This is a genomic window from Bacillus sp. 7_6_55CFAA_CT2, assembly GCF_000238655.1.
Classification (GTDB): Bacteria; Bacillota; Bacilli; order Bacillales; family Bacillaceae_G; genus Bacillus_A; species Bacillus_A cereus.
The window spans coordinates 826,596-845,545 of sequence record NZ_JH414710.1; the positions used below are offsets into that span (position 1 = coordinate 826,596).

The following is an 18,950-nucleotide window of genomic DNA, read 5'->3' on the forward strand; positions in this document are numbered from 1 at the left end:
GGATATGTGTGTGATAAATAAATGGAAACATGTACAAGTTGATTTGATAATAATGATTTAAATGTCTAGATAAGGGGATGGAGTATGATTGAATTGGAAATTAGAGTGGAGCGTCTTAGGGAAGCAAAAACAGGGAATATTGTATCATTATCTTCTTATATTGGGTGGGATTATAACAGAGAAGAAATTGAGACTATTTTTAACGCAGGGATTGTATACGGTGTTTGGAATGAGAGAGAGGAACTAATTGCTAGCGCGGCAATAATATTATATGGGGAGAAATTAGCGTCTATCGGAATGGTGATTGTACATCCAGATTATAAGGGGAGAGGGATTGGAAAGATAATAACGGAAGCGTGCGTTAAAAGCGTATCAGCTCATACTCCAATTATGCTGATTGCTACGGATGAAGGGAAACCTTTATATGAAAAGTTAGGATTTAGGGCAGTAAGTTATGTTTCTAAATACATATGTAACTCATACAATGCGAAAGATTATTGTGTAAGAAATGAAGATTATGTGATGAATTATGAAGAGGGTGATTTAGAAAAAATAATAAAAATAGATGAATATGCGTTTGGAACAAATAGAAAAGAGTTTTTAAAGAAAAGAATTATGTAAAGTGAACAGTGTATCGTTGTAAGGGACAAGGAACAAAATGTATTAGGTTACGGTTTAAGCATACAAACACCAGAAAATAAGATAATAGGGCCGGTTGTTGCTAAAAATGATGAGATGGCAATGAGAATAGTACATGATTTAGCAAGAGGGCATAATGGTAAATTAAGAATTGATGTACTAGAAGGAAAGAACGATTTCATGAAAGAATTAGAGATTGCTGGTTTTAAAAAAGTGAATATACCACCAATTATGATGAAAAATAGTAATCGGTTATTAAAAAGAAATAGTGAACTATATAGTATTGCAGCGCAAATTTTTGGATAAAAAAGAATCCTTTTAAATGAAGGATTCTTTTTTGAGCCAATTTAATCACGATATTGGTCATGAGTTGGCTGAAAGAGGTCTTCCTCAATATCTCGCACCATAGAAAAATGATCAACGTTATAATGACCGTGTAAAGTTTTATTGTGATGACCAATAATTTGTTCTGCAGACAATACGTTAGAATCAGTTGTTGAATGACCGTTTTTAATTAATGTAACGTCAAATCCTTGTACAGTTGCTGTCCTAACGGCAGTGTCAATGCAATGTTCTGTTTTACATCCGCCTATAACAATATGATTAATGTTTTCTTCTTTTAAAAGTTCAAGTAAAGAAGTACCGTAGAATGAATTGGTTGCTGCTTTATTAATAAAGATTGCAGACTGGGGTACTTGAATTTGATTATGTACTTCAAATCCTTCGCCACTACCTGAAGCAACATCGATATCTCTTACAAAAACAATAAGAGCATTTGAATCTATTGCTTTCTGCAGGGCTATATTTAGTGTAGATAATAGCTCGGTTTTACGAAAAACTTCATTTTCTTGCTCATTTCCATCAATTAATTCTTGTTGAGCGTCGATAATTAATAGTACTTGTTTCATCGTGTCTCCCCTTTAATATGAAATAAGTTCCACTGTACATATTCCTTCAGATTGTTAGGAAATCCTCTATTGTAAGAGAAGTAGAAGATTGATTTACAAAGTTGTCAAAGAAATTTCATTCTCATAGCGTGTAAAAACATGTATGATAGGAGATGGAGAATTTTTGAGTAGGTGGGAATAACATGCAAACAGTAGAAGATTATCTTTCATTCTTACATACGAAAGGATTTAAATTATCAGAGGAAGCACAAGGGTTTATTATGTTTGGACAAGGATATACTGGTGCGTCTGATGGGATTGTGAACGCAGCAATAGAAGCGACAATTAAACATCAATTGCAGTTTGATGGTAGTTATTTCGTTGCGTTATTAGAACGATTGAAAGAGGAAGAAATTACAGATAAAAAAAGCGCTAAGGCTTTTATGCGGAAGTTACAAGCGTAACTTCACGCAGCCTGCGCTTCTTTTTTTGTTTTGGAAGGTAATTCAACAAAAATCATGCCTAGAAAAATACATAGACATCCGATAATAGCAGAAATAGAAAGTTGTTCATTTGCAACGAGAACGCCTGTTAATGCAGCAAAAACGGGCTCCATTGCGAAAATAATTGCTACTCTCGTTGGAGAAGTGTGTTTTTGTGCCGATGTTTGAATGAAAAAAGCAATAGATGTTGCAAACAGGGCAGTTAGAAAGAGTGCGAATAAAAAGGATTGATTCGTCCATAGTGATACTGAAAATAACTTTTTCCAATCTTCAAACAAGAAAGCGCAAATAGAAGAAAATATACCAACAGCTAATACTTGAGATGTGCTTAATAATAAAGGTGATATTTTTTTAGAAAAGAAGCCGTTAATAAGAATATGGGCAGCGAAAGCGACTGCACAACCGAGAACAAGTATATCTCCTATATTTAATTGGAAAGAATCAGCAGCTGTTAATAAGTACAAACCTGTTGTAGCTACAGCAATGCCAAGTACGATGAAAATGGTGGCTTTTTGTTTTAAAAAGATAAAGGATAAGATTGGGACCATAACAATGCTTAGCCCAGTTAAGAAACCTGCTTTTGAAGAAGTTGTATAAAGTAAGCCAAATGTTTGTAATAAATAGCCGACAAATAAGAAGAACCCAACCATTAATCCAGCTAAACTACTATGTTTTAATTCTTGTTTTGAAGTTTTCTGTGAAAAAATAATTTGAACGAATAATAAAATAATTCCAGCGAATAAAAAGCGAATACCATTAAACGTAAATGGACCAACGAAAGACATAGCGTTTTGAACGACAACAAACGTAGCTCCCCAAATAAAAGAGACAAATAATAAAGCAAGAGGAGCAATCCACTCTTTTTTCACACTCATACCCCCGTTAATTTTGTAAGATAGCTTTTCTAGCTAATTCATCAGCTACTTTATTTTGACTACTTGGAATCCACTTAATAAAAAAGAGATCGAAGTTTTTTATGTACTGTAGTGCTTCATCTAAAAGAGGTGCAAATATTTTATTTTTTGCGTATTCCTTTTCAACAGCCCGCTCAACAAGCTGCGAATCTGTACGAAAAGAGACAGTGCTATAATTATGCTCAATGCAATATTTTAATGCTAGAAGTAAAGCGCGGTACTCTGCTTCATGATTGGACATTGTTCCAAGTGGTACTGATAATTGTACAGGCGGCTGAACGCCTTTAATAAACACTCCTGCACCAGAAGGACCAGGATTTCCTTTTGATGCACCATCAATATATACTTCAATCAAAATGAGAAACCTCCAAATTATAAGATTATCCCCTACTTAAATATTTTTTTGAAGTAGGGGATAGAGTAGTTATCCGATTGTGATGCTGTAACGACATGTAAATGTTTCATTCGCTTGTAAAGATTGAATTCCCTTTTTGTCCTTGAAATCTTTTGCTGGATTTACTTCATCAGCGATTCCATACCAAGGTTCAATACATAAGAAAGGTGCGTTATCCCCTGGTGTCCATACGCCGACAAATGGAAATCCATCAAATTCTACTTTTACAAATTTATTATGTTTATGAGAACGAATCGAAATTTCATTCGTATTCATATGTTCAAAAATAAGTGCATCATTTTTGAATAAATCGTATGTAAGTGGCAATTCAGTCGTATTTTCAGCGATTAATTGCTTTTTGTTTGAAAGATAAGGTCCTTCTAATACGCTTGTTTCTAAGCGTTCCGAACCATTAAACGATAAGTGATAATCTGTAAATGATTCACCGTCCAATAAAGGGAAGTTGAATCCAGGATGTGCTCCGATTGAGAAGAACATTTCTTTAGAAGTAGGATTGTTTACTTCATATGTTACATGAACACTTTGTCCATCTAGCTCATAAGAAACGAGTAATTCGAATTCGTATGGGTATTTTTTTAATGTTTCTTCATTACTAGTAACGATATAAGTGATCTTTGTTTCGCTTTGTTCTTTCACAGAAAAAGTAAGATCACGAGCGAAACCGTGTTGTGTTAATGAATATGGTTTACCGTCTACGTAGTATGTATTATCTACTAATCGACCGACAATTGGGAACAAAATTGGTGCACGGCGTCCCCAATAAGCAGAATCACCTTGCCATAAATATTCTATGTTGTCTTCTTTTAAGCGAACGCTCTGTAATTCTGCACCTTTGTCAGAAATGGAAACGATCACTTTTTCATTTTGAATTGTTGCTGTCATGAAGTGAAACCTCCTAAATCTTTCATATGTTTCATTATACGTTGTCTAAAAGAAAAAAGGTAGTTCACGATAGGAATCTATTGACGAAAGAGGGGCTACCACGTAAAATATAATCTTGTTGCTTAAAAACGAATAACGTGGTTCGAAACCATCCCACGTAAAAAAACTAAGGAGATTTTGTCATGAATATTAGAACATTAGTCGGTAATGGTATTTTAGCGGCATTATATATTGCTGTTTCTATGCTTATTCAGCCATTTGGCTTTACGAATGTACAGTTTCGTATTTCAGAGATGTTTAATCATCTCGTTGTATTTAACAAGAAAGCAATTTACGGAATTGTATTAGGTGTATTTTTAACGAATCTCTTTTTCTCACCTATGATCGCTTATGATTTAGTATTTGGAGTAGGTCAATCTATTCTTGCATTAGTTGCAACGATTATTTCTATGCGATTTATTAAAGGTGTTTGGGCTCGTATGATTTTTAATACAGTTATCTTTACGATTACAATGTTTATGATTGCAATTGAACTTCATCTTGCATTTGATCTACCATTTATGTGGACTTGGTTAACATGTGCAGCAGGTGAATTCGTAGTAATGGCGATCGGTATGCCTGTAATGTACTGGATTAATAAGCGAGTACAATTTGAAAGATTTATGTAATAGATGAAAGAGCCATTCCTTATATAGGATGGCTCTTTTTGTATGTGATTATATTGAATATAATTCTTTGACTCTTGATAAAATATAATAAAATAAAGTGAGGCTTCAATTAGCCGGATAAATAAGAAGTCTTACATAAGGGGAATGAAGTATGAAATATAAAATTCATTGGTTGTATAAAACAAAGCGCGGATTGCAGACGGAATTAACGACAGAGTATATGAACATAGAAGAAGTACTTCAATTTGCAGAGGATTTTGAGAAAACAGGAAGAGTAAAAGAATTTTCATTTTATGATGAAATGGACGCGGAATGGTCATTAAAAGAGATGAAAAAGTTAAGTAAGCAAGTAGAGGAAGAGCCCCAAGAAATACTCGTTTATTTTGATGGGGGGTATGATGTGCAAACGAAAGAAGCTGGCGTTGGTATATGTGTGTATTATAAAAAAGGAAATACAAACTACCGGATTCGCCGCAATGCATATATAGAAGGTATATATGATAATAATGAAGCGGAATATGCATCGTTACTATACGGTATGAATATACTCGAGGAATTAGGGATTAAGTATGAAGCAGTTACACTTCACGGTGATTCTCAAGTTGTACTGCAGCAATTAGCCGGAGAATGGCCTTGTTATGATGAGCATTTAAACCATTATTTAGATCAAATTGAACAAAAGGCGAAGCAAATGAAATTAAAACTTATATGTGAACCAATATCTAGAAAACAAAATAAAGAAGCACATCAATTAGCTACGCAAGCATTGGAAGGGACAGTTATTGATAGTCATAAAGAAATAACTGAATAGAGAGGTGCAAAGGTGGATAAAAAGCAACTCATTACAGAGGTAAATGACTTATTAGAAACGTATTGTGAAGGATGTTTCTTGCGAGAACATAATCGAAAGACAAATAGTAAATATTATGCCCATTCATTTTGTATACGGCAATGTACAGTTGGAGAAACATTGAAAAAGTATGGAGAACGGTTGTCATGAAAAAACATCCAGAGAAAATTCTCTGGATGTTTTTTAGTGTCTTGCTTCGTTTAGTTGATGCTCACATTTATTTAATTTCTTTTCCTCATTCATTAAAAATGGCTCATCTAAATCAGTTGCAACAGATTTCATAATTTCAAGCTGAGAGCGAGCTGCTTCTACAGCAGTAGTAGCATGCTCTAATGTATCTGGATCCATTGAAATTGTTGCTGATCCTACCATTTTTTGTGCTGTTTCTACACGGAATTTCACTTCTTCAAAATCATTTACTTCTGATCCCATTAATAATTCCTCCTTTGTATAGTGCGCATTTCACATAGTTTTTGCTCTGTAAAACGGAAATATACAAAGGAATAACAAAGGAGGTTACCAAGTAAGGCAACCTCCTGTTATATGTTGGATTAAAGTTTTACTACGTTAGCAGCTTGAGGTCCGCGGTTACCTTCAGTAATGTCGAAAGATACTTCTTGACCTTCTTCTAAAGCTTTGTAGCCGTCTCCTTGAATAGCAGAGAAATGTACGAATACATCGTCAGCGCCTTCCATTTCGATAAATCCAAAACCTTTTTCGTTGTTAAACCATTTTACTTTTCCTTGCATGTTACAATTCCTCCTAAAAGCGTTTACTATTTTCATTTAGTGAAATTCATTTAAAAAATAATATAAACTAAAAATGCTATATTCTTGAATATTCTGCTAAATGATTAATTTAAATATACACGAATTGGGAGAATTTAGTCAAGTAAGCGATTTTATTTTTTTGTATTTTTAAATAATTTTTCAGTCAAATTTTTAAATAGGTATAGGACAGGCCGAGTATGTAATATTCTTAATTGAATGCTATACATAATGAGGTGAAAGAATGAATAAGTCTTACTTATTAGATAATGAAGGAATGAGAACGAGAACCGACATACCGGATTGGGTTGCAAAAGAATTTGAGATTTTTTCAAGTGTCGTGTTAGAACCAACTTTTCCATGCTATTTCGGTTTAACAGCTTTGAAAAAGAATGAACTTCGTTATTCATTTCTTTCTCATAATGATTGGAGTCATTTGCCGCATACAATGTTATCTTTTTTAGAGTTAATGAAAGAGAGACCGATTGTAAGAAGGGGCTTTTTCCTTTTTGTAGAACCGGAATGTGAAGAACAATCACTCGAATATTACCGTGATTCTTTTTGGAAAGTGTTACAGTATTTACATGAAAACGATAATGAAGCATGGCCAAAGCAAATTCCTGAAGACCCAGACCATTATTTATGGGAATTTTCATTTGGTGGTGAGCCAATATTCGCATTTGGAAATGCGCCAGCTTATAAACAACGAAAAACTAGACATTTAGGGAATTCTCTCGTTATTGGGTTTCAGCCACGCACTATTTTTGATGGATTAGAGGGAGATCGTCCTAAAGGAGCATATTCAAGACAAATGGTCCGTGAGCGAGTTGAAAAGTGGGATCAATTGCCGAAACATCCTAACATTAGTCATTATGGTGACCCAGAGCATCGTGAATGGAAACAATATTTCATAGGAGACGATGTAGAGCCAATAAAAGGGAAATGTCCTTTTCTTCATAGGATAGAAAAGTAAGAGCCATCATCTAGATGGCTCTTTTGTATATTTTGGATAAAAAAGGGTATTTTATTATGAAAGCTAGTCTATTTTTTAAAATTACATCATTAACTAGTAGTAAAGAGAGTAGAAAGGATAGAGCGATGATTGGAGCAATTATACAGCAAATCGTATTAGGTATATCATTAGCTGCGCCAGTAGGGCCGATTAATATTGAAATGTTAAAACGAGGAATTGAACGTGGTTTTTGGCACGCTTGGGTTGTTGGAATTGGTGGAATGACTGCAGATGTTTTATTTATGCTTCTCATTTATTTCGGTTTATCTTCTGTGTTTATGTATACATATGTACAAGCCTTCATGTATTGCACGGGTTTTTTCTTGTTATTTTATTTAGGATTTCAAAGTGTAAAACAAGGAATTTTCGAATCGAATATGGAATATAAAAAAGAAGAGGTAGGTGGCCTTAAGCAATCGTTTATGGCAGGATTTTTAATTGCGATATCCAATCCATTAAATCTTGTTTTTTGGTTTGGTATATACGGAAGTACACTTAGCTCATTACTTACGAAGGTAACGAAACAAGAAGCTTTTTTGTACAGTCTTTGCATTATTGTTGGTATTATTTTATGGAATTTAAATATTGCTTTTTCTGTACATTTTGGAAGAACTTTATTAAAACCAAAAGCGCTTGGCTACATAACAGCCGGAGCAGGTATTATTTTAGTAGGTTACTCTATCCATTTTGCATACAAAGCTTTACAGTTGTTCACATAAGATTGAAGGGGAGATTTTTATGTATCGAACCACTATTGACGGAAAAGAAATTATAATTACGTTAGCGCCAAAAATCCGAAAAGAAATTACTGATAGAAATCCACTATATGAAGCGGTATTTCATAATGCTGCAAGATTGTTACAAACAAAGCAACCGACGTTTGCAGTAAATCATGAAATATTTGGGCTCATTATTGGAGAAGTGCAAAGAGGAGAAGTAACAGTGTTTGCAGTGGAACATATTATTCCGAAGCAAAATATATTTGGACCAAACAATTTTTTCTCGACAATAGAACAGCAGGCAAATTTGTAAAGTGAATAGAATAAGAATAGAAAAGAAATAGTCGTAACGATATGTTGCGGCTGTTTTTTTGGAAAAGGGGGAAACAAGATGAAGAAAGTGGGGAAAGAGTTCTTTTTACAACATGATATTGTTATTATGTATAGCATTCTATTTATTTTTATTATTATTTTAAAAATGCAATTTTTTACGTGGTTTGGCATGTTAGCATGTATGTTTGGGATTGTTTTCTATACGCTTAATGAATATATGACACATCGTTTTTTATTCCATATAAAGCCACCTAAAAACACATTTCTATTAAAAATGTTAAGAAGATTGCATTATGATCACCACGTATATCCAGATGATTTAAAACTTTTGTTTTTACCTGTATGGTTTAGTATACCTAGTTTTACTATATATTTACTTATAGCATATGGTATTACAAAAAGTGTTACTATTGCACTTTCATTTGGAATCGGAATGATTATCATGCTGCTCGTTTACGAATGGAAACATTATATTGCTCATAGACCGATTCGTCCCGTCACTAAGTTTGGAAGATGGCTAAAAAAACAACATATATTACACCATTATAAAAACGAAAAGTTTTGGTTTGGTGTTTCAAATCCAGTATTCGATTTTATATTTGGAACACTTAAAGACGGAAAAGATGTTGAGTTAAGCGAAACGGCTCGTAATTTAGAAAAGGAAAAAAAGACAAAAGTAGTGCGTTAAGCACTGCTTTTGTCTTAATGAGGATAAATAAGTAAGATGTCACTTTATTTTGAAAAAGTATATTAAAAATTTAGGGGAAATTGCCGAAAAATGTCTATCAAAAAATCTTTGCATGAATGCATAGATTGTCTAAAATAAATATAAGTTTCTGAATATTTATAAAATTTAGTCTTTAGGTATGCAAGGGGGAAGTGTATTTCAAGTAAGAGAGGGGATCGGTTAATGAAACGAGACGATACGTCAGCACGTAAGTTGCAAAATGAGGTGAATTATACAGAGGTCGTTCAGTCGGAAGAATTTCAATTGTTATTAAATACGAAAAAGAAGTTTATCATTCCAATGAGTATTTTCTTTTTTAGTTTTTTTATCGCATTACCTATTTTAACATCGTATTCAAAGGTGCTTAATACACCTGCATTTGGTGACGTTACATGGGCGTGGGTATTTGCTTTTTCCCAATTTATCATGACATGGGCACTATGTATGATTTATAGTAAAAAAGCAGAATCATTTGATGAAATCTCCCGAAAAATTTTGCAAGATATGCAAAAAGGGAGGGGCTGAACTTGAATACTACTGCATTTGCACTATTTTTAATTATTGTTCTTGGTACGCTCGTCATAACCTATTTTGCATCGAAAAAAACGAAAAATGCGAGTGAATTTTATACGGCTGGAGGGGGATTAACTGGTTGGCAAAATGGTCTGGCCATTGCTGGAGATTACATGTCTGCTGCTTCATTTCTCGGTATAGCTGGAGCAATCGCATTAACTGGGTTTGATGGATTCTTTTATAGTATCGGTTTTTTAGTTGCTTATTTAGTTGTACTATATCTTGTTGCAGAACCGCTTAGAAATTTAGGAAAGTACACTTTGGCGGATATGATTGCAGCACGCTTTGACGCGAAAAAAGTTCGCGGAGTTGCAGCTCTTAATACGATGACGATTTCTATCTTTTATATGATTGCACAATTAGTTGGCGCGGGTGCACTTATTAAATTATTATTAGGGATTGAATATACGACATCTGTATTAATCGTTGGAACACTTATGACGGTGTATGTTATTTTTGGTGGTATGACAGCAACGAGCTGGGTACAAATTGTAAAGGCTGTATTACTTATGGCCGGTACGTTTATTATTTCTGTTATCGTTTTCGCAAAATTCAACTTCAGCGTGACTGAAATGTTTGCCCAAATGAAAACAGCTACACCATTAAAAGATTCATTTTTAAATCCAGGTGTAAAGTATAAGGATGGCCTTGATACACTTTCTTTAAATTTAGGACTAGTACTTGGTACAGCTGGATTACCACATATACTTGTCCGCTTTTTTACAGTACGTGATGCAAAAACTGCACGTCAATCTGTCGTATATGCGACATGGTTAATTGGTGCATTTTATATTATGACGATTTTCTTAGGATTTGGTGCGGCAGCGTTTGTAGGAAATGAAGCGATTATTAAAGCGAACCCAGCGGGTAATATGGCAGCACCTTTATTAGCCAAAGCGTTAGGTGGAGACTTCTTATTTGCTTTCGTATCAGCAATTGCTTTTGCAACAATTTTGGCTGTAGTGGCAGGTCTCGTATTAACGGCAGCATCAGCATTCGCTCATGATTTTTATAATGAGATCATTCGCAAAGGGAAATCAACGGAAAAAGAGCAAGTATCTATGGCTCGTTATGCATCTATTGGGGTAGCGATACTATCTATCATACTTGCATTATTTGCCCAAACATTAAACGTAGCATTTTTAGTATCATTAGCATTTGCAGTTGCAGCGAGTGCAAATCTACCAGTGATTTTATTTACAATATATTGGAAGCGTTTTAATACAACGGGTGCTATTTCCGGTATGATTGTAGGTCTCGTATCAGCTATTGTTCTCGTAGCGTTGAGTCCGAATGTTTGGAACCCTGTAGCTGGAAAAGCTATTTTTGTTGGGGAAGCGATATTCCCATATACGACACCAGGAATTATTTCAATTCCGCTTGGATTTCTTGCAGCGTATTTAGGAACTGTTTTATCTAGTAAGAAAGAAGATGCAGCGAAATTTGATGAAATTCTCGTGAAATCTAATACTGGTCACGGTATTAGCGATGCGTCTTCACATTAAATAAAAGAGGAGCTTTTCGATAGATAAGAAAAGCTCTTTTTTCTTTTGTCATTTTCTTGTAAATATTACTGATTTGTAAGTAGGATTTGTCTTAATTTTGTGGAATGAAAATAGCAGGGAGAAATTTAAGTCATCATGGCACCAGCGCAGCTTTTGTGAAAAATAAGTTGTTATGGAAGGTGGAAGTAATGATGAAAACGAAGCAAACTGATGAATTATTAGCAAAAGATGAGCAATATGTTTGGCACGGAATGCGTCCCTTTAGTCCAAATAGTACAATGGTAGGGGCAAAAGCTGAAGGGTGCTGGGTTGAAGATATACAAGGAAAAAGATATTTAGATGGTATGAGTGGTCTTTGGTGTGTGAATAGTGGATATGGAAGAAAGGAGCTCGCAGAAGCGGCTTATAAGCAATTACAAACATTATCATACTTTCCAATGTCACAATCTCATGAACCAGCTATAAAGCTTGCTGAAAAATTAAATGAGTGGCTTGGGGGAGAGTATGTTATTTTCTTCTCAAATAGTGGTTCAGAAGCGAACGAAACAGCTTTTAAAATAGCAAGACAATACTATGCGCAAAAAGGTGAACCACATCGTTATAAATTTATGTCACGTTATCGTGGGTATCACGGGAATACAATGGCGACAATGGCAGCGACGGGACAAGCGCAGCGTAGATATCAATATGAACCGTTTGCTTCAGGCTTTTTACACGTAACACCACCGGATTGTTACCGTATGCCTGAAATTGAAGGGCAGCATATTTATGATGTAGAATGTGTGAAAGAAGTCGATCGTGTTATGACGTGGGAATTAAGTGAAACAATTGCCGCTTTTATTATGGAACCAATTATTACAGGTGGGGGCATATTAATGCCACCACAAGACTATATGAAAGCTGTTCATGAAACGTGTCAAAAACACGGCGCGCTACTTATTAGTGATGAAGTGATTTGTGGCTTCGGTCGTACAGGAAAAGCATTTGGATTTATGAATTATGATGTGAAGCCAGATATTATTACGATGGCAAAAGGGATTACGAGCGCATATTTACCATTATCTGCAACAGCTGTGAAAAAAGAAATATATGAAGCATTTAAAGGGAAGGGAGAGTATGAATTCTTCCGACATATTAATACATTTGGTGGAAATCCAGCAGCTTGTGCATTAGCCCTTAAAAACTTAGAGATTATGGAAAATGAAAATTTAATTGAGCGATCTGCGCAAATGGGTTCCCTTTTATTAGAGCAACTAAAAGATGAAATTGGGGAACATCCGCTTGTTGGGGATATTAGAGGAAAAGGTCTATTAGTTGGAATTGAATTAGTAAATGATAAAGAGACGAAAGAGCCAATTGATAACGACAAAATCGCAAGTGTCGTAAATGCTTGTAAAGAAAAAGGGCTTATTATAGGACGAAACGGTATGACGACAGCAGGATATAATAACGTCTTAACATTAGCACCGCCGCTTATTATTTCAAGTGAAGAAATTGCCTTTGTTGTTGGAACGTTGAAGACGGCGATGGAACGTATTTAATAAGTAGAGAGAGGAGCGAGCTGTAATATAAGGCTCGCTTTTGTTTAGTAGAGGGGACTTTTAATGGATAAATATGATTCGAACAAACATTATCACATCGGATATTATGAAGACGGATATGATTTAGAAGTGACGGCGTATAAGAGAATAAATGAGCCGGTTTGGGATGCTTATATTCCGCACTATGAGGTGGACGATTTTTATAAGAAAGTGGAGGAAATGAAGCTAGGTGAATATATAGATAATTACGGCATTATGGTGTATTCATTTAGTAATGATATGGATGATGAAGAAGCACGAACTATTTTTGAAAATGGTTAAAAAAGAACGAGATTGTTTAAAGATAAAACAAAAAGGAGATTGCTATCTTTTAAAATAGCAATCTCCTTTTATTATAGTAAACTTATTTACTTGCTTTCATTGCTTTATCTTTTGCACCAAACGTGTATTTTAACATTGGTGGTGTAATCATTGTAGTTAAAATAACGACAATAACGATTGCTGTAAAGTAATCTTGTGCCAATAGCCCAGAAGAAAGACCTGTTCCTGCGATGATAAGTGCAACTTCACCACGAGAAACCATACCAGAACCGATAATTGCAGAAGACTTAGCATCAAATCCAGTCATGCGTGCACCAACACCACAACCAATTAGTTTCGTTAATACAGCGATTACTGTTAATGCTAAGATGAACCAAATTTGATTGCCAATACCGTCAAATGTAATATTCATACCGATACTAACGAAGAATACTGGAACGAACATAGCGTAAGCAATTGGTTCTACTTTCTTTTCTACTTCATGTTTGTAGTTTGTTTGAGAAATTGCAATACCAGCAGCGAAAGCACCGATAATACCAGCAATTCCTAATAGTTCGCCGAAATATGCGAATGAGAAACAGATGATAAGAGCTGCGCTCACGATAGACTCAGATACGCGCAGTGGTGATAACCAACGCATAATTGCTGGAACACCTTTCCATCCGATTAAAATAATAGAAGCGAAGAATACTACTTTCTTCAAGATAATCATTGTTAAGTTAACATCATCAGTGCCTAAGAAGCTCATTGCGAATGCTAATAAAATAACAACAAGAATGTCATCAAATACAGCGGCTCCAAGCATCGTCGTACTTTCACGTGTTTTCATTTTACCTAAATCACGAAGTGTTTGTACGGAAATACTAACACTTGTCGCACATAGAAGTAATCCTAAGAATACAGCGTTTCCTTGTTCCATTCCCATAACAAGGCCAGAAACGTAACCACCTACGAATGGAAGAATAATACCTCCGAGTGCAACTGCTAAAGAAGAATTACGATTGGCGTTTAATTCTTCTAAGTCTGTTTCAAGTCCAGCCATAAACATTAGAAGTATAACCCCGACATTACTTAATTGAGTTAGAAGCTCTGAATTTTCAATCCAACCTAATAAAGCTGGACCGATAACGATACCGACAATTAATTTACCTAGTACAGAAGGTTGACCTAATCTAACACTAAGATCACCAGCAAGCTTTGTACTTAATAAAATAAGTGCAATTTGAAAGAAAAATTCGAATTCCATCTGATCCTCTCCTCATCATTTTTAGTTTTATCATACGATTTCTCGGAATTTGCCTAATGAAAATATGTAAAACCCATTAAACAAAAGGGTCTGATTACAAGTTCTTTTGAACTCGTAATTTGAACCTGTAATTAATATATAATAGATTTTATAAAAAATCAATGAAAAAATGGGAGCTTTTTGAGGAAGAAGCTGTCTTATTGAGATATAGGTGTAAGAGTAGCGTGTGAATTTTATATGTATAAAATAGTATGAAGTCCTTTTTCATTACAAATAATAAAGCCTAAATGCTATTTCACGAATTATAAATGTGAAAAGGAGGTTTTATCATTTGAATTCATTAAAAAATAACTTGTCTATTGTTGCTTTAGGTGGAGTAAATGAAATAGGAAAAAATATGTATGCTATCCAATATGAAAATGATATTGTCGTCATTGATTGTGGGTCTAAATTTCCAGATGAAAGTTTATTAGGGATTGATTTAATAATTCCAGACGTCACATATTTGCAAGAAAATAAAGAAAAAATTCGCGGTTTAGTAGTAACGCACGGGCATGAGGACCATATTGGCGGAATACCATATTTTTTAAAACAACTAAATGTACCAATCTATGCAACAAAGTTAACGTTAGGTTTAATTGAAATTAAATTAAAGGAACACAATCTTCAAAATGATACGGAATTAATCGTTATTCATTCAGAATCAGAAATTGATTGTGGTTCTATTAAGGCAACCTTTTTTAAAACGAACCACAGTATCCCGGATTGTCTCGGTATTGTTTTTCATACACCAGAAGGTACTGTAGTACATACAGGTGATTTTAAATTTGATTTAACACCAGTAAATAATCAACATCCTGATATTCATAAAATGGCTAAAATAGGAAGTGAAGGTGTACTAGCTTTATTATCTGAAAGCACAAATGCAGAACGCCCAGGTTTTACTCCATCAGAAAGGTCAGTAGGAGAACGGATAGAGGAAATATTTATGAAAGCAAATAGAAAAGTAATTATTTCTACGTTTGCTTCTAATGTGAATCGTGTTCAGCAAATAGTTGAAGCATGTATAAAGACAAATCGAAAACTAGCTTTGCTAGGGAGAAGTATGGTAAATGTAGTAGAGGTTGCTCTAGAGAAAGGTTATTTACATATTCCAGAAGGTATGTTAATTGAAGCAAATGAGGTAAATCGTTTAGATCCAAAGCAGGTTGCAATACTTTGTACAGGAAGTCAAGGAGAACCAATGGCAGCTTTAGCGCGTTTAGCTAGTGGAAACTATAGACAAGTGGATATTTTACCAGAAGATACGGTTATTATAGCCGCGACCCCTATCCCAGGAAATGAACGTAACGTTTCTCGAATTATCGATAATTTATTTGCATTAGGGGCAAAGGTGATTTACGGATCAGGCAGTTCTACTGGAGTGCATGTATCCGGTCATGCATATCAAGAAGAGTTGAAGTTAATGCTTACATTAATGAAGCCAAAATATTTTATTCCAATTCATGGAGAGTTTAGAATGCTACATCACCATAGTTTGTTAGCAGAATCAATTGGTATTGAAAAGGAAAATATCTTTATCGTACGTAATGGAGATGTTGTAGATATAAGTAGTGAAGTGGCAATTCAATCTAGAAGAATACAGGCAGGAAATATATATGTAGATGGATTAGGAATTGGAGATGTTGGAAATGCATTATTACGTGATCGTAAACAACTTTCAGAAGATGGAATGCTCGTTATAGTTATTACTTTTAATAAAGTGGATGGAGAAATAATTTCAGGTCCTGATATTATTTCTCGTGGATTTGTCTATGTTCGTGATTCAGAAGAATTTTTAAGAGAATTAAATAAATTAGCTGTTATTACAATTAATAATTTAAAGAAAGAGAATGTGAATAGCTGGGGTATTTTGAAAAGGGAGGTAAGAGAAGCGTTAGGGAAGTATATATATACAAATACAAAACGAAAGCCGATGATTCTTCCTATAATAATAGAGGTTTAATAGTAAAAAAAGAATTCTCGTATGGGAATTCTTTTTTTGTTTTAAAGACAAAATGAACATATAATGAAGTAAATAGAAATGGAAGGAAATAAAAGATGTTATTAAACAAACGCTTTACAATTGGAGAAATGGCAAAAATGCATAATATAGCGGAATCAACTTTACGCTATTATGATGAGAAGGGAATTTTTCATCCGTCCACTGTGGACCCGCAAACAAATTATCGTTATTACACAATCGATCAATTTTCACTATTAGATACGATTAAGTTTTTACGCCAATTAAACATTCCATTAAAGGAAATTAAAAAATATATTGATGAAAGAAATCCAGCATACGCACTCAATTTACTGGAAAAACAACAAGAGATGATGCTGAAGAAACAAAGAGAAATTGAGTATGCTCTGGCGAAAATGGAGCATAGAATTCATTTAATTAAGGAAGCAACAAAAGCAAAAGCTGAACAAATGGTAATTAAAGAGATCCCGCCGCGAAAAATTACAGCAATTGCGGTTGCTCCAAATACGACGGATGATATGTTTGAGTACTACATCCATTCGTTGCAAAAAAATATGAGGCAAATGGATGATAGTTTATTTTCTGGAGATATTGGTGTAACTGTTGCGAAAAAAGGGTTAATGCAAAATGAGTTTCAAGCATATAGCAGTGTATTTATTCTTTTGGATTATATGCCGTATGAAGTGCATACTTCAGATGAAATTAAAGAAGGTTTATATGCTTGTTCTTATCATCATGGACCGTATGAAGAAACAGATGCAACGTACAAGGAGTTACTTACATACATTGATAAAGAAGGTTACGAAGTACATGGAGATTCGATTGAGATTGGATTGATTGATTGGTCTGTAACAGAAGATCCTGAGGAGCAAGTAACAGAAATTCAAATTCCTATAATGAAAAAACAAAGCAATAAGTTATAGGACTCGTATAATTACAAATGAGCATCAAACGCGATAATTAAGTCACCTATTTTTTAATTCTCTATTGACCTTAAAGTTACTTGAAGGTTTAAACTAAGAAAAGAGAGTTGAAAAAAAGGAGCATGTTAGAGTATGGAAGCAACAGAAAAATTAAGAGAAAAACCAATTAAAAGTTTATTTATTTCTTATTTAATACCAGCCGTCCTCGGAATGGTATTAATGTCAGTGAATATTGTAATTGATGCGGTTATGATTAGTAGAGGAGTTGGGGCGAACGGTTTAGCAGGAGTGAACGTGGCTATTCCAGCCTTTTCGATTTTCTTCTCTATTTCATTATGGATTGGAATGGGCGGGGCAACGTTATATTCCATTGCATTAGGTGAAAATAAACGAGAGAGAGCAAGGTCTATTTTTACTCAATCAATGACGGTAGCAGTTGTTATCGTAGGGATTTTAGCAGCGATTTGCTTATGGAGAATAGAAGATTTAGCATACTTATTTGGTGCAAATGAAGTGATTTTACCATATGCGTTAGACTATTTACACGTATTATTAACATTTGGAATGATATACGTTTTAGAAAATATTTTAAGTACATTTATACGAAATGATGGAAATCCTAATTTAGCAATGGCTGGTCTTGTTGTAACGGCTGTATTAAATATAGTGTTTGACTATATCTTTATTTTTATCTTTGGATGGGGCGTAACAGGTGCTGCCTCAGCGACTATTCTTTCGGCAGCGATTGGTTTCCTTGTATTATTAACTCATTTCTTTAGAAAAAGTAGTATTTTAAAGTGGACGAAATTTCATTTTGAATGGGATACTGTCAAACAAATTATGGTGATTGGTTTCCCAAGTTTTACAGCAGAAAGTACGGTTGCAATCGTAACGATTGGTTTTAATATTGCATTTGTCCAATATGCAGGAGAAGTAGGAGTAGCTTCCTATGCGATGGTGAATAGTATTCATGCAATGACATTACTATTATTCTTTGGTGTTGGAGCAGCATTACAGCCAATTGCTAGTTTCCATTACGGGGCAAATTTATCAGAGAGACTTCGTGAAGGATTGAAGTTTGCTGTGAAAATTGCTGTTGTCCTCGGAGGCGTTGCGATAATTGTCGGATTATTCTTCGGGAAATATATCATTGGTTTATTTGATGTTCAATCTCCAGAATTATTGGAGTTAACCTTAACAGGTATTAGTTTATTCTTTATCCAATACGTATTTTTAGGTTATAACATTGTGTATGGAGAGTACTTCCAATCAGTGCGACAAACGAAGAAATCAGTACTTATTATAATGAGCCGAGGATTACTATTTATTATTCCATTGTTATGGATTATGCCGAAATTATTTGGTATAAATGGAATTTGGCTCGTTATGCCAGTTGCAGAAGTAATGACAGCGATTATCGTATTTACGATGAATCGTATGAAACATCCTGTTCCATTAAATATGGCAGGAGAGAAAGAAGCGATATGATAAAAAATCCCCTT

At 34.4% G+C, this 18,950-nt stretch carries 21 protein-coding genes, 2 pseudogenes and 1 riboswitch; of the genes and pseudogenes, 16 read left to right on the plus strand and 7 right to left on the minus strand.

What is annotated here, in order from left to right:
• Positions 1-84 precede the first annotated feature (84 nt).
• Positions 85-945: pseudogene (locus tag HMPREF1014_RS19905) on the plus strand (GNAT family N-acetyltransferase).
• Positions 946-986: 41 nt separating this feature from the next.
• Here HMPREF1014_RS19905 and HMPREF1014_RS19910 read toward each other — a convergent pair.
• On the minus strand, positions 987-1,547 hold the full coding sequence (locus tag HMPREF1014_RS19910; RefSeq protein WP_000815786.1) for a cysteine hydrolase family protein: 561 nt from the start codon (positions 1,545-1,547) through the stop codon (positions 987-989).
• 182 nt (positions 1,548-1,729) lie between these two features.
• Between HMPREF1014_RS19910 and HMPREF1014_RS19915 the strand changes: the two genes are divergently transcribed.
• Positions 1,730-1,990 (plus strand): DUF6123 family protein, encoded by a 261-nt coding sequence (locus HMPREF1014_RS19915; RefSeq protein WP_001195212.1) that lies wholly within the window; start codon positions 1,730-1,732, stop codon positions 1,988-1,990.
• Between the two features lie 2 nt (positions 1,991-1,992).
• Here HMPREF1014_RS19915 and HMPREF1014_RS19920 read toward each other — a convergent pair whose 3' ends face one another.
• The 3 genes from HMPREF1014_RS19920 to HMPREF1014_RS19930 all read right to left on the minus strand — a co-directional run bounded on the left by HMPREF1014_RS19920 (position 1,993) and on the right by HMPREF1014_RS19930 (position 4,240).
• Entirely contained in the window at positions 1,993-2,898 is a 906-nt protein-coding gene (locus tag HMPREF1014_RS19920; protein WP_000712611.1) for a DMT family transporter, read from the minus strand.
• Positions 2,899-2,911: 13 nt separating this feature from the next.
• Positions 2,912-3,298, minus strand: a complete 387-nt coding sequence (locus tag HMPREF1014_RS19925; RefSeq protein ID WP_000573880.1) for a reverse transcriptase-like protein — start codon at positions 3,296-3,298, stop codon at positions 2,912-2,914.
• A 69-nt stretch (positions 3,299-3,367) separates the two neighbouring features.
• Positions 3,368-4,240 carry an aldose 1-epimerase family protein gene (locus tag HMPREF1014_RS19930; protein WP_000127390.1) on the minus strand — a complete coding sequence of 291 codons (873 nt, stop codon included), beginning with the start codon at positions 4,238-4,240 and terminating at the stop codon, positions 3,368-3,370.
• A gap of 131 nt (positions 4,241-4,371) precedes the next feature.
• Positions 4,372-4,416, plus strand: a riboswitch (PreQ1 riboswitch).
• Positions 4,417-4,422: 6 nt separating this feature from the next.
• Between HMPREF1014_RS19930 and HMPREF1014_RS19935 the strand changes: the two genes are divergently transcribed.
• The 3 genes from HMPREF1014_RS19935 to HMPREF1014_RS19945 all read left to right on the plus strand — a co-directional run bounded on the left by HMPREF1014_RS19935 (position 4,423) and on the right by HMPREF1014_RS19945 (position 5,908).
• Positions 4,423-4,908, plus strand: a complete 486-nt coding sequence (locus HMPREF1014_RS19935; protein WP_001026471.1) for a QueT transporter family protein — start codon at positions 4,423-4,425, stop codon at positions 4,906-4,908.
• 151 nt (positions 4,909-5,059) lie between these two features.
• Entirely contained in the window at positions 5,060-5,719 is a 660-nt protein-coding gene (locus HMPREF1014_RS19940; RefSeq protein ID WP_000875551.1) for a ribonuclease H family protein, read from the plus strand.
• Positions 5,720-5,731: 12 nt separating this feature from the next.
• Complete coding sequence (locus HMPREF1014_RS19945; protein ID WP_001987028.1) at positions 5,732-5,908, plus strand: zinc-finger domain-containing protein; 177 nt, start codon at positions 5,732-5,734, stop codon at positions 5,906-5,908.
• Between the two features lie 33 nt (positions 5,909-5,941).
• On the opposite strand, the gene HMPREF1014_RS19950 is transcribed toward HMPREF1014_RS19945, so the two are convergent.
• Complete coding sequence (locus HMPREF1014_RS19950) at positions 5,942-6,190, minus strand: DUF2564 family protein (RefSeq protein ID WP_000534392.1); 249 nt, start codon at positions 6,188-6,190, stop codon at positions 5,942-5,944.
• A 119-nt stretch (positions 6,191-6,309) separates the two neighbouring features.
• Complete coding sequence (cspB, locus tag HMPREF1014_RS19955) at positions 6,310-6,507, minus strand: cold shock-like protein CspB (RefSeq protein ID WP_001161731.1); 198 nt, start codon at positions 6,505-6,507, stop codon at positions 6,310-6,312.
• Positions 6,508-6,769: 262 nt separating this feature from the next.
• Between cspB and HMPREF1014_RS19960 the strand changes: the two genes are divergently transcribed.
• The 8 genes and pseudogenes from HMPREF1014_RS19960 (at position 6,770) to HMPREF1014_RS19995 (ending at position 13,276) form a co-directional block, all read left to right on the plus strand.
• The gene (locus HMPREF1014_RS19960; RefSeq protein WP_001043770.1) at positions 6,770-7,498 is read left to right on the plus strand and encodes a YqcI/YcgG family protein; all 729 of its coding nucleotides are present in this window, start codon (positions 6,770-6,772) and stop codon (positions 7,496-7,498) included.
• Positions 7,499-7,512: 14 nt separating this feature from the next.
• Positions 7,513-8,256 carry a LysE family transporter gene (locus HMPREF1014_RS19965; protein WP_001196839.1) on the plus strand — a complete coding sequence of 248 codons (744 nt, stop codon included), beginning with the start codon at positions 7,513-7,515 and terminating at the stop codon, positions 8,254-8,256.
• A gap of 19 nt (positions 8,257-8,275) precedes the next feature.
• Positions 8,276-8,569, plus strand: coding sequence for a hypothetical protein (locus tag HMPREF1014_RS19970; protein WP_000286361.1), 294 nt, complete (start codon positions 8,276-8,278; stop codon positions 8,567-8,569).
• Between the two features lie 78 nt (positions 8,570-8,647).
• A complete protein-coding gene (locus tag HMPREF1014_RS19975; protein ID WP_000755396.1) occupies positions 8,648-9,277 on the plus strand; it encodes a sterol desaturase family protein in 630 nt (209 codons plus the stop codon).
• 222 nt (positions 9,278-9,499) lie between these two features.
• Complete coding sequence (locus HMPREF1014_RS19980; RefSeq protein ID WP_000817366.1) at positions 9,500-9,841, plus strand: DUF485 domain-containing protein; 342 nt, start codon at positions 9,500-9,502, stop codon at positions 9,839-9,841.
• Between the two features lie 2 nt (positions 9,842-9,843).
• The gene (locus tag HMPREF1014_RS19985) at positions 9,844-11,394 is read left to right on the plus strand and encodes a solute symporter family protein (protein ID WP_001098235.1); all 1,551 of its coding nucleotides are present in this window, start codon (positions 9,844-9,846) and stop codon (positions 11,392-11,394) included.
• A 191-nt stretch (positions 11,395-11,585) separates the two neighbouring features.
• Positions 11,586-12,935, plus strand: a complete 1,350-nt coding sequence (locus HMPREF1014_RS19990) for an aspartate aminotransferase family protein (RefSeq protein WP_000850959.1) — start codon at positions 11,586-11,588, stop codon at positions 12,933-12,935.
• 63 nt (positions 12,936-12,998) lie between these two features.
• Positions 12,999-13,276: pseudogene (locus tag HMPREF1014_RS19995) on the plus strand (DUF3986 family protein).
• A gap of 62 nt (positions 13,277-13,338) precedes the next feature.
• Here the strand turns inward: HMPREF1014_RS19995 and HMPREF1014_RS20000 are convergent.
• Positions 13,339-14,502 carry a cation:proton antiporter gene (locus HMPREF1014_RS20000; RefSeq protein ID WP_000393878.1) on the minus strand — a complete coding sequence of 388 codons (1,164 nt, stop codon included), beginning with the start codon at positions 14,500-14,502 and terminating at the stop codon, positions 13,339-13,341.
• 331 nt (positions 14,503-14,833) lie between these two features.
• Between HMPREF1014_RS20000 and HMPREF1014_RS20005 the strand changes: the two genes are divergently transcribed.
• The 3 genes from HMPREF1014_RS20005 (at position 14,834) to HMPREF1014_RS20015 (ending at position 18,936) form a co-directional block, all read left to right on the plus strand.
• Complete coding sequence (locus HMPREF1014_RS20005; protein ID WP_001086701.1) at positions 14,834-16,507, plus strand: ribonuclease J; 1,674 nt, start codon at positions 14,834-14,836, stop codon at positions 16,505-16,507.
• A gap of 95 nt (positions 16,508-16,602) precedes the next feature.
• Complete coding sequence (locus HMPREF1014_RS20010; protein ID WP_000925945.1) at positions 16,603-17,448, plus strand: MerR family transcriptional regulator; 846 nt, start codon at positions 16,603-16,605, stop codon at positions 17,446-17,448.
• Positions 17,449-17,580: 132 nt separating this feature from the next.
• Entirely contained in the window at positions 17,581-18,936 is a 1,356-nt protein-coding gene (locus HMPREF1014_RS20015) for an MATE family efflux transporter (RefSeq protein ID WP_000388390.1), read from the plus strand.
• Positions 18,937-18,950 lie beyond the last annotated feature (14 nt).

Excerpts from the sequence above, each read along its gene's own strand:
- HMPREF1014_RS20010 (WP_000925945.1), top strand. The coding sequence starts at position 16,603 with ATGTTATTAAACAAACGCTTTACAATTGGAGAAATGGCAAAAATGCAT.
- HMPREF1014_RS19960 (WP_001043770.1), top strand. The coding sequence starts at position 6,770 with ATGAATAAGTCTTACTTATTAGATAATGAAGGAATGAGAACGAGAACC.
- cspB (WP_001161731.1), bottom strand. The coding sequence starts at position 6,507 with ATGCAAGGAAAAGTAAAATGGTTTAACAACGAAAAAGGTTTTGGATTT.
- HMPREF1014_RS19940 (WP_000875551.1), top strand. The coding sequence starts at position 5,060 with ATGAAATATAAAATTCATTGGTTGTATAAAACAAAGCGCGGATTGCAG.
- HMPREF1014_RS20000 (WP_000393878.1), bottom strand. The coding sequence starts at position 14,502 with ATGGAATTCGAATTTTTCTTTCAAATTGCACTTATTTTATTAAGTACA.
- HMPREF1014_RS19970 (WP_000286361.1), top strand. The coding sequence starts at position 8,276 with ATGTATCGAACCACTATTGACGGAAAAGAAATTATAATTACGTTAGCG.
- HMPREF1014_RS19915 (WP_001195212.1), top strand. The coding sequence starts at position 1,730 with ATGCAAACAGTAGAAGATTATCTTTCATTCTTACATACGAAAGGATTT.
- HMPREF1014_RS19910 (WP_000815786.1), bottom strand. The coding sequence starts at position 1,547 with ATGAAACAAGTACTATTAATTATCGACGCTCAACAAGAATTAATTGAT.
- HMPREF1014_RS19965 (WP_001196839.1), top strand. The coding sequence starts at position 7,513 with ATGGCTCTTTTGTATATTTTGGATAAAAAAGGGTATTTTATTATGAAA.
- HMPREF1014_RS19930 (WP_000127390.1), bottom strand. The coding sequence starts at position 4,240 with ATGACAGCAACAATTCAAAATGAAAAAGTGATCGTTTCCATTTCTGAC.
- HMPREF1014_RS20015 (WP_000388390.1), top strand. The coding sequence starts at position 17,581 with ATGGAAGCAACAGAAAAATTAAGAGAAAAACCAATTAAAAGTTTATTT.
- HMPREF1014_RS19990 (WP_000850959.1), top strand. The coding sequence starts at position 11,586 with ATGAAAACGAAGCAAACTGATGAATTATTAGCAAAAGATGAGCAATAT.
- HMPREF1014_RS19950 (WP_000534392.1), bottom strand. The coding sequence starts at position 6,190 with ATGGGATCAGAAGTAAATGATTTTGAAGAAGTGAAATTCCGTGTAGAA.
- HMPREF1014_RS19975 (WP_000755396.1), top strand. The coding sequence starts at position 8,648 with ATGAAGAAAGTGGGGAAAGAGTTCTTTTTACAACATGATATTGTTATT.
- HMPREF1014_RS19980 (WP_000817366.1), top strand. The coding sequence starts at position 9,500 with ATGAAACGAGACGATACGTCAGCACGTAAGTTGCAAAATGAGGTGAAT.
- HMPREF1014_RS19935 (WP_001026471.1), top strand. The coding sequence starts at position 4,423 with ATGAATATTAGAACATTAGTCGGTAATGGTATTTTAGCGGCATTATAT.